10 protein-coding genes are annotated in these 12,297 nt (G+C 37.5%); 5 read left to right on the top strand and 5 right to left on the bottom strand.

The features are described from left to right. Positions 1–25: 25 nt before the first annotated feature. From rpsJ to rpsL, 4 genes are all read right to left on the bottom strand, one after another. Positions 26–331 carry a 30S ribosomal protein S10 gene (gene rpsJ, locus F0365_RS08760; protein ID WP_006795812.1) on the bottom strand — a complete coding sequence of 102 codons (306 nt, stop codon included), beginning with the start codon at positions 329–331 and terminating at the stop codon, positions 26–28. A gap of 11 nt (positions 332–342) precedes the next feature. Next, the gene (gene fusA, locus F0365_RS08755) at positions 343–2,484 is read right to left on the bottom strand and encodes an elongation factor G (RefSeq protein WP_169933350.1); all 2,142 of its coding nucleotides are present in this window, start codon (positions 2,482–2,484) and stop codon (positions 343–345) included. Positions 2,485–2,486: 2 nt separating this feature from the next. Next, positions 2,487–2,963: a 30S ribosomal protein S7 gene (gene rpsG / locus F0365_RS08750; RefSeq protein WP_101013338.1), complete on the bottom strand. Its 477-nt coding sequence runs from the start codon at positions 2,961–2,963 to the stop codon at positions 2,487–2,489. A 68-nt stretch (positions 2,964–3,031) separates the two neighbouring features. After that, positions 3,032–3,406 carry a 30S ribosomal protein S12 gene (gene rpsL / locus F0365_RS08745; RefSeq protein WP_015361172.1) on the bottom strand — a complete coding sequence of 125 codons (375 nt, stop codon included), beginning with the start codon at positions 3,404–3,406 and terminating at the stop codon, positions 3,032–3,034. 171 nt (positions 3,407–3,577) lie between these two features. On the opposite strand from rpsL, the gene F0365_RS08740 reads away from it, so the two are divergent. The 5 genes from F0365_RS08740 to rlmB all read left to right on the top strand — a co-directional run bounded on the left by F0365_RS08740 (position 3,578) and on the right by rlmB (position 11,457). After that, positions 3,578–5,224 (top strand): BamA/TamA family outer membrane protein, encoded by a 1,647-nt coding sequence (locus tag F0365_RS08740; RefSeq protein WP_169933349.1) that lies wholly within the window; start codon positions 3,578–3,580, stop codon positions 5,222–5,224. 117 nt (positions 5,225–5,341) lie between these two features. Further along, entirely contained in the window at positions 5,342–8,398 is a 3,057-nt protein-coding gene (locus F0365_RS08735; protein ID WP_169933348.1) for a SusC/RagA family TonB-linked outer membrane protein, read from the top strand. A 14-nt stretch (positions 8,399–8,412) separates the two neighbouring features. Beyond that, positions 8,413–9,873 carry a RagB/SusD family nutrient uptake outer membrane protein gene (locus F0365_RS08730; RefSeq protein WP_169933347.1) on the top strand — a complete coding sequence of 487 codons (1,461 nt, stop codon included), beginning with the start codon at positions 8,413–8,415 and terminating at the stop codon, positions 9,871–9,873. Positions 9,874–9,893: 20 nt separating this feature from the next. Then, the gene (locus tag F0365_RS08725) at positions 9,894–10,631 is read left to right on the top strand and encodes a hypothetical protein (RefSeq protein ID WP_169933346.1); all 738 of its coding nucleotides are present in this window, start codon (positions 9,894–9,896) and stop codon (positions 10,629–10,631) included. A gap of 91 nt (positions 10,632–10,722) precedes the next feature. After that, on the top strand, positions 10,723–11,457 hold the full coding sequence (gene rlmB, locus F0365_RS08720) for a 23S rRNA (guanosine(2251)-2'-O)-methyltransferase RlmB (RefSeq protein WP_169933345.1): 735 nt from the start codon (positions 10,723–10,725) through the stop codon (positions 11,455–11,457). Positions 11,458–11,589: 132 nt separating this feature from the next. Here rlmB and F0365_RS08715 read toward each other — a convergent pair whose 3' ends face one another. Continuing rightward, a complete protein-coding gene (locus tag F0365_RS08715) occupies positions 11,590–12,267 on the bottom strand; it encodes a rhomboid family intramembrane serine protease (RefSeq protein ID WP_169933344.1) in 678 nt (225 codons plus the stop codon). Between the last annotated feature and the right edge of the window lie 30 nt (positions 12,268–12,297).

Here is a 12,297-nt window from a genome sequence, read left to right as displayed (position 1 = left end):
AATTTTACTATCGTTCGTATAATAATTATACCTTGATTTCCACTTCAACTCCACTAGGAAGCTCTAACTTCATAAGCGCATCTATAGTCTTTGAAGAAGAACTATAAATGTCAAGAAGCCTCTTGTAGGAACTCAATTGAAACTGCTCACGAGATTTTTTATTTACGTGAGGAGATCTTAATACTGTAAAGATTTTTTTGTGTGTTGGAAGTGGAATAGGTCCAGTTACAACAGCACCTGTACTTTTTACAGTTTTTACGATTTTTTCAGCAGATTTATCCACCAGCATATAATCGTAAGACTTAAGTTTAATTCTGATTTTTTGACTCATCGTTTGAAATATTAATTGTTACCTTTTGTTGCTGCGATTACTTCTTCACTAATGTTAGAAGGAGTCTCAGCATAATGTGAAAATGACATTGTGGAAGTTGCGCGACCAGAAGAAAGCGTACGTAAGGTTGTTACATAACCAAACATCTCAGACAACGGCACATCAGCTTTAACAACCTTAGCACCATTACGGTCACTCATATCATTCACTTGACCACGACGACGGTTAAGGTCACCTACGATATCACCCATGTTTTCTTCTGGAGTAATAACTTCAAGTTTCATAATAGGTTCTAGAATTACAGCACCAGCAGATTTTGCAGAAGCCTTATAACCCATTTTAGCAGCAAGTTCAAATGAAAGTGCATCAGAATCCACAGGGTGGAACGATCCATCAGTCAATGTTACTCTCATACTATCCATCTCAAATCCGGCAAGAGGACCTGCTTTCATTGATTCACGAAAACCTTTCTCAATGGCAGGGATAAATTCCTTAGGAACATTACCACCTTTGATTTTATTTACAAATTGAAGACCTTCTTCTATTTTACCTTCCTCCGTTGGTTCAGCAGGCTCAATAGTAAATACAATGTCTCCAAATTTACCACGACCACCAGATTGCTTTTTATAAGTTTCTCTGTGAGTTGCAGCTCTTGTAATAGCTTCTTTATACTCTACTTGCGGTTGACCTTGATTAAGCTCCACCTTAAACTCGCGACGCATACGGTCCACAATAATGTCTAAGTGTAACTCACCCATTCCAGAGATAATCGTCTGTCCTGAGGCTTCATCAGTTCTAACCTGGAATGTAGGATCTTCTTCAGCAAGTTTAGCTAAAGCCATACCCATTTTATCCACATCTGCCTTAGTTTTTGGCTCTACTGCGATACCGATAACTGGATCTGGAAAGTCCATTGATTCCAAAACAATAGGGTGCTTTTCATCAGTCATGGTATCCCCAGTCTTGATGTCTTTAAAACCTACTGCTGCACCTATGTCTCCTGCCTCGATATAATCGATAGCATTTTGTTTGTTAGAGTGCATCTGATAAATACGTGAAATACGTTCTTTTTTACCTGAGCGGTTGTTAAGAATGTAAGAACCCGCATCTAGACGTCCAGAATAAGCGCGGAAGAAAGCTAAACGACCAACAAATGGGTCTGTAGCAATTTTAAATGCAAGAGCGGCAAAAGGCTCATTCACATCTGGTCTACGCAATTCTTTTTCTTCGGTATTAGGATTGATACCATAAATACCCTCTTTATCTGTAGGAGCAGGTAAATAACGACATACAGCATCTAATAAAAACTGAACACCTTTATTTTTAAATGCAGACCCACAAATCATAGGAATAATAGACATATCCATTACAGCGGCACGAAGGGCAGCATGCACTTCATCTTCCGTAATAGAGTCTTCATCCTCCATATATTTTTCCAGTAAGTTCTCATCATATGCAGCTACCTCTTCGATAAGCATTCCACGATATTTTCTGGACTCTTCTTTCAATTCCTCAGGAATAGCGACCACATCAAATGTCGCTCCTTGAGTATCGTCATGCCATACAATAGCACGGTTTTTAACAAGGTCAATGATTCCTTTAAATTCATCCTCATCACCAATGTTTAAAACAATCGGCACTGCGTTAGATTTCAACATGTCTTTTACCTGCTGACAAACAGCAAGAAAGTTAGAACCTTGACGGTCCATTTTGTTTACAAAACCTATACGAGGCACTTTATAGTTATCAGCAAGTCTCCAGTTAGTTTCCGATTGAGGCTCCACACCATCAACGGCACTAAATAAAAATACCAATCCATCAAGGACACGTAACGATCTATTAACTTCCACAGTAAAGTCAACGTGACCTGGTGTGTCTATAATATTAAAATGATAATCTTTAGTTTCTGGTAACGGCTCTGCATTTTCCATTGGAAATTTCCATGTACAAGTAGTAGCTGCAGAAGTAATGGTAATACCACGTTCCTGCTCTTGCTCCATCCAGTCCATAGTAGCAGCACCATCATGTACTTCACCTATCTTATGACTTACTCCTGTGTAAAAAAGAATACGCTCTGTCGTAGTGGTTTTACCCGCATCAATGTGCGCAGCAATACCAATATTTCTTGTGTATTTTAAATCTCTTTGTGCCATTTTTAGAATCTAAAGTGTGAAAATGCTTTATTTGCTTCAGCCATTTTATGAGTATCCACTTTCTTTTTAACAGCGGCACCTTCTTCCTTAGCCGCAGCTAGAATTTCAGAAGCTAGTCTTACAGAAAATGATTTCTCATTACGCTTACGAGAGTAACTAATCAACCATTTCATAGCAGTAGAGATTTTTCTATCTGGTCTGATTTGCATTGGAATTTGAAAAGTTGCTCCACCTACACGGCGGGAACGCACTTCTACATGTGGCATAACGTTGGATAACGCATCTTTCCACACTTCTAGTGAAGTTTTCTCTTCATCTTGATTTTTCTCCTCTACGATATCCATTGCATCATAAAAAAGTTTGAACGCTGTAGACTTCTTTCCGTGTAACATCATCATGTTAACGAAACGTGTTACTAGCTGGTCTTTAAAGCGTGGATCCGGAAGGATAGGACGCTTCTTGGCCTGTCTTTTTCTCATTTCTTCTTGTTGAAATTGTTAATTAAAAAAATAGGAACAGAGTATGCTCCAATCTTTTAAAATTTAGTTTACTTCTTAGGGCGTTTTGCACCGTATTTAGATCTACGTTGTGTACGGTCTGCAACACCAGCGGTGTCCAGTGCTCCTCGCACAATGTGATATCTAACTCCTGGCAAATCTTTTACCCTTCCACCTCTAACCAATACTATCGAATGCTCCTGTAGATTGTGTCCTTCTCCTGGAATGTACGCGTTTACTTCCTTACCGTTGGTAAGTCTAACACGAGCAACCTTTCTCATTGCTGAGTTAGGCTTCTTTGGTGTTGTGGTGTAAACACGAGTACATACTCCACGACGTTGAGGACATGAATCTAAAGCAGCCGATTTACTCTTCTTGGTTATTTTGGCTCTTCCTTTACGTACTAATTGTGAAATCGTTGGCATATTGTTTTACGCTAATAAATTAATCCTTTTTTAAGGGTCGGCAAAGGTAAGAATAAAATTGACTTATTCAAACCTCAGTTTCAAATATTTAGTATATCTTTTTTAAATGCATAAGAATAGAACGATTTCATACGTTAATTCATAGGTTTAAGCCCAAATAATAAAACTCCATTGAAACACACCTACGCCCTTATTATATACATGCTATTTTTAAATCTGGGCATTTGTCAGAACAATCAACTCCAATTGGCCTTTAAAAAAACAAGGGTTTCTCCAGCAGACTCCCTTGTACAGATTCTTTTGAAAGACAGAAACAGCCTCCAACTAACCGACAGCATTAGAGCATCCCTATGGAAAAAGGGATACCTGAACCTTCTTATCCATAAGCAACAAAAGATCAATGACAGTTTACAACAATTAGAAATCGTACTCAACAGGAAGTATTCTCACGTGCGTATGAAGGAAGATACCGTTCTTGGGAAAGAGGTTATGAAAGTGATTTCGCTTTCGCGAAAGCGAAACTTCATTCCAATAAATGAAATTGAAAATTTTCTATCTGAACTCAACAATCGCGTGAAACAGGAAGGATTTCCTTTTACCAAAACCAAACTAGCCAATTTTAAATTTGACCACACCGATACCATTGAGGCTACCTTAACGATTTCTCAGAGAAGAAAAAGATTTATAAACCGCATAACAGTCAAGGGATATGACAAATTCCCTACCAATACCTTACAAAATTTTACTAAAAGAAAAAACACCTATAACGATAGAACTATTGAGCGACTAGAGAAAAGTCTTGACAATATGCCTTTTGTTAAAAAAACGAAAGAAACAGAAGTCTTATTCAAACAAGATAGCACCACGGTGTTTATATATCTAGAAAAGATAAAAACAAATAGTGCCGATGGTTTGATAGGTTTTAATAATTCGAATAAGGGTAAACTAGAACTAAACGGTTATGTAAACCTTAAACTTCAAAACAATCTGGATAGAGCAGAGACATTTCTTCTAGAATACAGGAACGACAATGGCGACCAAACACGATTTACAACAAGTATAGACCTTCCATACTTATGGAAAACACCTCTAGGTATCAATTCTATGCTGGAGATACAAAGGCGCGACAGTACCTACCAAAGAACATCTATAACAGCTGGACTGTTTTACAAACCCGACTGGAGCAGTACATTAGGAATCAATTATATCAGCACTACCTCTACGGCTACAGGACAAGATGCCAACTTAGAAGATTTTTCCAAAAACGGTATAGAACTAAGAACAGAGATTAAAAAGCAGACTACAGACCTTTTGATGCCAGAAAACCTATGGCTAACTACCCGTATAGGGATGAATAAAAGGACTATTGAAAACAATTCTGAAAATCAATTCAATTTTCACGCAACCTTTTTAAAGTTGTGGCATCTAAGTTATAGAAGTAAGTTTTTAGGTAGGTTGACAAGTACCTATTTAAAGTCTGATAATATCCAGTTCAATGAGCTTTATCAATTCGGCGGTCTGGGAAGTATTAGAGGATTTAACCAAAACAGCATAGATAGCTCTTTCTATACCACGCTCGCAACTGAGTATAGATACCGTTTAAATGATCAAATCTACCTACACAGTATTCTAGATATAGGGGTGTTTGAGAATTTTAATAGTAAAAAGCTTGATGAATTATACGGATTTGGTGGTGGGATTGCAATTTTAACACAGGCTGGAATTTTAAATTTAAGCATCGCTAACGGCCGTTTTGATGATGCTAAAGTGGACTTATCCAGCACAGTAGCTCACATCAACCTAAAGATAAACTTCTAAGATGTTAGCTTAATGTTAAGGCTATTTAAATAAATAGTATAAATAGAGTCCATAAAAGTTGTTTTATTAACTTCTTTTTTTGATTTTTGGCACTGGCTAATTCAAATAAATCTAAACATGAAAACAAAATTAAATGGAATTTTAACGCTTTTACTAGCGTTAGTTGTGCAAGTAGCTTTTGCGCAGCAAACCGTTACCGGAAAGGTAACTGATACAGAAGGTGGTCTCTTTGGGGCTGTCGTCTCTGTAAAAGGAGGAAGTGCTAACACCACAACCGACTTTGATGGAAATTACTCAATCCAAGCTAATCCAGAAGATACGTTAGTATTCACTTATTCTGGTTATGACCAAGTAAGAGTCCTAGTAGGTAATCAAACCGTAATCAATACGGTAATGAAAACTTCCTTAGATCAAGTGGTTGTTATCGGGTATAGAACTACAACTGCTGTAAGAAGTAGTATAGCTTCGAGTGTGGTAACTGACAAAACGATCAAGAATAGACCGAATGCAAACATTTTGCAGACGCTATCTGGTCAGGTTGCTGGTTTAAACATCAATACCACAAGTGGACAACCAGGTGGTGACTCTACTATTAACCTAAGAGGTATTGGTTCTATTAACGGTAATGGAGAACCTTTGTTTATTATTGATGGAGCTTATGTAGATGAAGACAACTTTCGTAGTTTAAATCCACAAGACATCAAAACAATTAGTGTTCTTAGGGATGCTGGTGCAACTGCTATTTACGGAAATCGTGGTGCAAACGGAGTAGTAGTGATTGAAACTAATCAAGGAGGTTTTGACACTCCTTTAGAAGTTTCTTTTAACTCTTTAACAACTTTTACTCAGTTACAGGACAACGACTACGGAATGATGAATTCTCAACAACTTCTTACTCTTGAAAGAGAAAGAGGCGTTGGTTTTGGTGCTGGTGCTTATCAGGGTACTGGTACTGCATTAACAGATGCTGAAATTGCTGCAGCTGGCACTAACGACTGGAGAGAAGATTTCTTTAGAACTGGTGTTACTCAAAACAATACCGTAAGTCTTTCTTCTGGTGGTAAAAACTCTCGACAGTTTACATCGTTTGGTTACTTTGATCAAGAAGGTATCTTAGTACAATCTAGATTAAAAAGATTCAACTTAAGATCTAACGTTTCTGGACGTACTGATAATGACAAATTTAACTACAAGTTGAATTTAACTGCTAACTATTCTGATAGTCAAGAACCAAACAGTATTGGATCTGGAGCAATCAACAGGAATTATGTCTTAGCAGGATTTTCAGGGGTGCCGTGGTTAAATGCTGGTGATTACACAAATGGAGCAGCTTTAGTAAGTCCTTTACAATTTGCTGCTACACCTTTGTTTCTTTTAGACAGACTTAAAACGTATAACAGAAAAGTAGAGGAAATAAAAGTTGTAGGAAGTTTAAACCTTAACTACAAGATTACTGATGACATCTCTTTAAACAGTACTTCAGGTATTGATTATCAAAATGCTGTTTTAACACGTGCTGAAGGATCTAACTCTTTCAACGCATTGTTATTTGGTGGTGGAGCAAATCCTACTGCAGGTTTCCAACAAGGATCTACTGTTAGAGAATTTACCTTCAATCAGACGACTTCTTTAAACTACAATAAAGTTTTTGCTGAAAAGCACAGGTTAAATATTGGTCTATACACAGAATACTTTAAGGCTCACTTAAGAGGTTTTAATTATTTTGCAAATGGATTAGATGCGAGAACTTTCGCTTTTGGTGATGGTTCAGGTTTTGTTGCTGATCAGCCTACCAATGATTTCTTTGTAGATACTATTGGAGCTGATAATAACAACTCTGGTTTATTCTCTTATTTCGGTAGTATCGATTACAGTTATGACGATAAATACGGAATTACAGGAACACTAAGACGTGATGCTTCTTCCAGATTTGAAGGTGATAACAAATGGGGTACTTTTTATGCAGTATCTGCTTTCTGGAACATTCATAAAGAAGATTTCTTCGGTGAAGATTCAGATATCGATTTCTTGAAGTTAAGATTTTCTTATGGAGAAGTAGGTAACCAGTATGTAAACCAAGGAAACAACTTTGGAATTTTCGGTACTAGTTCACAATTCACAGATTTAGGATTGTTTAGAGATACGTTTGGTACAGGTTCCGGTTATGCTGGTCTACAAACTGTTGGTGTAAGTAATTTTGGTCTTAGCGGATTGAGATGGGAAACTACCAAAGAATTTAACGTAGGTCTTGATTTTGAAGCATTTGACTCTAGATTAAGAGGTAGCTTAGATATGTACTATCGTGATACTACTGATTTATTTACAAATACCAATATTTCAGGTATCGCAGGAACAAACAATTATTCCCTAGCTGGAAACTTTGGTATATTAACCAACAAAGGTATTGACTTATCTCTGAACTACGACGTGATTAGAAAAACTGAAAAAGGTGGACTTGCTCTAACTGTAGGTGGTGTTGCTAACATCAACAAGAACATTATTAGAGATTTAAACACTGATGACTCAAATGCTATCATTGGTACTGGTAGAGAAGGTAATAGAGTTTTTGAATATTATACGATCCGATATGCAGGTGTAAACCCAGCAAACGGTAATCTTTTATTCTTAGACGCTAATGGTGATCTAACTGAAAACCCTAACCCAGACAGAGACCGTGTATGGTTGAATAAAGATTTATTTCCTGAATTTACAGGTAGTGTGAACGTAAATGTGGAATACAAAGATTTCTATTTAAATACACAATGGAACTTTGCAACTGGATTGGATCGTTTTGACAATGACTTAGCAAACGTACAAGACCCTACTAGTTTAGGTCAGTTTAACGTTTCTACAGACTTGTTGGATGCTTGGACACCTACTAATAGAAACACTGCAATTCCATCACTAGATGCAACGAATATCAACACTTTTGCTAGTACTAGATATTTACAGTCAGCTGATTATTTAAACTTAAGATTTGTAACATTAGGTTATAACTTTGATGAAGCAGTTCTTTCTAAATTAGGAGTGAGCAGATTAAATGTTTTCTTTAATGCAGAAAACCTTCTTACTTTCTCTAAATGGAGAGGTTATGACCCATTAGCACAAACAAACGGATCAAGAGGATTCCCTACGCCAGTACAACTCTCTATAGGTCTTGAATTAGGAATTTAATAAAAAAAATAATGATGAAAAATATTAAAATAGTTTTTGGTTTAGCATTGGCCAGCTTAGTTTTTAGCTGTGAGGATGCAACTGATATTAGACAACCTGGTGTACTTGATGCAGCTACGGCAATACAGTCGTTAGATGACATGGAAGACGCCCTAATAAACGCCTACACAGGTATGTTTGTTACTGCTGAAATGCACTTTACTTCAGTTTTTACTGATGAAATTAGAATTGGATTTGACAGTGGTGGTCAAGGGCAATCGTTATACCGATTTAACCTGGCCTCTAATAATGCTGGTCCTTCTAACGTATGGAGAAATAATTATTCCAGCATTAGAAGAACAAATTTAGTGATTGAGGCTGCTGCAACAGTGGACGCAACAGGAGATGAAGCTAGAAGAGACAATATCTTAGGTCAAGCTCATGCAATAAGAGCATGGCAACACCTTCAACTAGCAAGTCTTTATATTGTGGACATGTCAGATGATACATCTTTAGGGATACCAGTGGTAGATTTTGTAACAGGTACAGGTTACACCGCTCTTAGAAATACTACAGGTGATACATTTGATTTCATTTATGACGATTTAGATACTGCTGTATCTTTAATTTCTGCAAATTCAGGTTCTATATTTTTTAGTAAAGACGCTGCTAGAGCACTAAAAGCTAGAGCTGCCGCTTACCGTGAAGATTACACTACAGCCGCTCCAATAGCACAGACTCTAGCAACTAGCTATCCACTTGCTGGAACAACAGCTTATGAAAATGTATTCAGAGATACCGACAATTCTGAGGTGATCATGAAATTGGAAAGAACTATCAACGATGCATTTGATGGTCAAGGTAATACTGGTGATTCATCCAATGGTGGATGGGCAGGAGCTAAATATGCCTTTACTGGACCTGATATTGCTGGATCTCCTTATTACGAAGTTGCAACAGCATTATACAATGCATTTGATGCAAATGACGTAAGAAGAGGTGTGAATGCAGCAGCATTTGAACCATGGCCTGCAGCAGGACGTAACGTTTATACGGTAAACAAGTATAGAGGTTCACAAGGAAGACCTCTTATGAATGACCATAAGATTTTAAGATCTTCAGAAATGGTTCTTATTCTTGCTGAAGCAAGAGCACAAGCAAACGATCCAGCTGGAGCAGCAGGATTTGTTGACCAAATCAGAGATGCTCGTTATGGTGCAGACCAAGCGACTCCTTCTTATGGAAGTCAGACGGAAGCTTGGGGTGGTATTCTTGACGAAAGAAGATTAGAATTTGCTTTTGAAGGACACAGATATAAAGATCTTAGAAGAATGGGTAGCAAAGGAAATAGAACAGTTGATAGAGATACAGGAGACTGTACTCCATTCGGAGCTTGTACTATTGCAATCAATGACGATAGATTTACATGGCCTTTGCCTCTAGTAGAATTTAACGGAAATCCAGCGTTGAGAGCTCAACAAAATCCTGGATATTAATAAATTTAATACTTATTAAAATGAAAAAAATATTTATAACATTTAGCATATTTGCATCCATACTATTTACTAGTTGTGAATATGATGCAGTTGTGTATGAAGGCACAGCTGTAGGTCTGAGTGAAAGCTCAGCACAAGTTTCAGTTCCAGATACGGGAACATCAGAAACATTTTCGGTAACCGTAACTAGCCCTTCTAGTGAGGCTAGAACTTTCGGACTGGAATATGTAGGAGATGCTCCTGAGGCAGGTGGTGTAACTTTAGGTACCATAACGGTACCTGCAGATTCATACGAAGGTATTGCTACTGTAGATTTTGATTTTAATGCTATTACCTTAGCAGATGGTGTTACTGATACCTTCTCAATCAAAGCAACAAGTACTACTACTGATGTATTTGGTACTGTTTTAGTAATTGAGTATTTCAAAGCTGTTATTTGTAATGATGCTACTTTTACTATGAATACTGATTTGTATGCAGAAGAAACAGGTTTTACCATTACTGATGATGCAACAGGTAACGTAGTTTATACGATGCCAGTTTTATCTAGCGGTGTACAAACTTTCACCGCTGACGTTTTCTTAGCTGACGGTTGTTACACGGCTACGATAACTGACGCTTTCGGTGATGCTCAAGCAAACGGTGCCGATCCTACGGTAGGAAATTACACTCTTACTTGTTCCATCTTGACATTTGCGTCAGGTGGTGGTGGTAGTTTTGGAGCTTCTCAAAGCAGAACATTCTGTGTGAATCAATAATTATTGATCCACATCATAAATTTAGAAACCCAAGCTTAGGCTTGGGTTTTTTTTTGCTCTATACTCAAATAATAACTACTACATTTGCAGCATGGAAAAGACTACATACATTTACGGAATCAGAGCAATCATAGAAGCAATAGAAAGCGATAAAGAAATTTCTAAAATCTACCTTCTTAAAGAAGCTGACGGCGTTTTAATGCACCAACTTCAAAACACCGCACGTAAAAACAACATTGCTGTCTCTTATGTTCCTAATGAAAAACTGGACCATATTGCAAAAGGAGGTAACCACCAAGGTGCCGCAGCTAGCATATCTCCTGTAGACTTTCATGATCTAGAAAGCATTCTTGAAAATACAGATCTAGAAACCAAACCACTTTTCTTATTACTTGATGGAATCACTGATGTACGCAACTTTGGAGCTATTATAAGAACTGCTGAGTGTACAGGTGTAAAAGCAATAGTAGTATCAGAGAAAGGAAGTGCGCCTGTAAATGCAGCCACCATCAAAACAAGTGCTGGTGCCGTTTTTAACATGCCTATTTGTAAAGTAAACCACATTAAAGACGCTGTTTTTCTTTTACAAGCCTATGGAATACAAACTGCAGGAGCTGATGAAAAAGCGACCCAACTGTTGTATGATATTGATTTGAACATACCACTTGCTATTGTAATGGGTAGTGAAGATCGCGGTATCAACCCTTCTACATTGAAAACCCTGGACCACGTGGTAAAGTTACCTATGCAAGGTGATATTGCCTCTCTAAATGTCTCTGTCGCTTGTGGAGCTATGCTTTATGAAGTAGTACGACAGAAGTTATAAAAATAGTTACATACTTATCCTGAACTATGTCCTTTCCATAGGATTACACTTTAAATTTAGTTGTCCCGATCTCCTAGAAAACCGAGTGAACACAGTCTCATTTCTTTACACCACCTAAAAAAGGTATATTCTTCACTCCTCTTCATCGATGGATTCGATAAAATTACCGTTTTCATCAAAATGGCGCATAAATGGATCTTCCTCTTCTTTGTAATGCTCTAATTCCCATACATACTTTCTCTTTTCAGGAAGCTTGTTACGAGTCACAATAGCTAGAAGTAACCCTGCTATGGCACCACTTAGATGGCCTTCCCAAGAAACACCCTCTTTTATGGGCAGCACATACCAGATCAAACTACCATAAAAGAAAGCTACTAAAAAGCTTAAAGAAAGTAATTTATAATGACCCGTAAACACCCCTTTAAAAAACAAAAAAGCAGTTAACATATAAACCACACCACTTGCTCCTATATGGTAAGAAGGCCTTCCTATAAACCACGTGAGAACCCCAGTAATCAAGATTCCACCTGCCAACACTAAGAAACTCACTCTTCTGTAAAAAAAGCTAAGTGCGGTAATAAGAATAAGACATGGCAGTGAATTGCTCCATAAATGTTTCAATCCAGAATGAATAAAAGGACTAAAAACAACCCCTTGCAAACCCGATAATCGCTGTGGACGGATTCCATTATCTGTAAATCTAAAGTGAAAATTCACTTCTAACCAATACACCAGCCACATGACCAATACAAAAAGCACCGCCGGTAAAACGGTGAACCCATCAAATTTAAAATATTCTGAATCTTTCATTAAAACATACCTATCAATTAGGAAGCCAAT

The organism is Nonlabens sp. Ci31 (genome assembly GCF_012974865.1).
Lineage (GTDB): Bacteria > Bacteroidota > Bacteroidia > Flavobacteriales > Flavobacteriaceae > Nonlabens.
The sequence above is the reverse complement of the archived record's forward strand: the minus strand, read 5'-3'. Positions and strand labels throughout refer to the sequence as shown.

Coding starts and splice junctions, on each gene's coding strand:
- rpsJ (WP_006795812.1), bottom strand. CDS start 331: ATGAGTCAAAAAATCAGAATTAAACTTAAGTCTTACGATTATATGCTG.
- fusA (WP_169933350.1), bottom strand. CDS start 2,484: ATGGCACAAAGAGATTTAAAATACACAAGAAATATTGGTATTGCTGCG.
- rpsG (WP_101013338.1), bottom strand. CDS start 2,963: ATGAGAAAAAGACAGGCCAAGAAGCGTCCTATCCTTCCGGATCCACGC.
- rpsL (WP_015361172.1), bottom strand. CDS start 3,406: ATGCCAACGATTTCACAATTAGTACGTAAAGGAAGAGCCAAAATAACC.
- F0365_RS08735 (WP_169933348.1), top strand. CDS start 5,342: ATGAAAACAAAATTAAATGGAATTTTAACGCTTTTACTAGCGTTAGTT.
- F0365_RS08730 (WP_169933347.1), top strand. CDS start 8,413: ATGAAAAATATTAAAATAGTTTTTGGTTTAGCATTGGCCAGCTTAGTT.
- F0365_RS08725 (WP_169933346.1), top strand. CDS start 9,894: ATGAAAAAAATATTTATAACATTTAGCATATTTGCATCCATACTATTT.
- rlmB (WP_169933345.1), top strand. CDS start 10,723: ATGGAAAAGACTACATACATTTACGGAATCAGAGCAATCATAGAAGCA.
- F0365_RS08715 (WP_169933344.1), bottom strand. CDS start 12,267: ATGAAAGATTCAGAATATTTTAAATTTGATGGGTTCACCGTTTTACCG.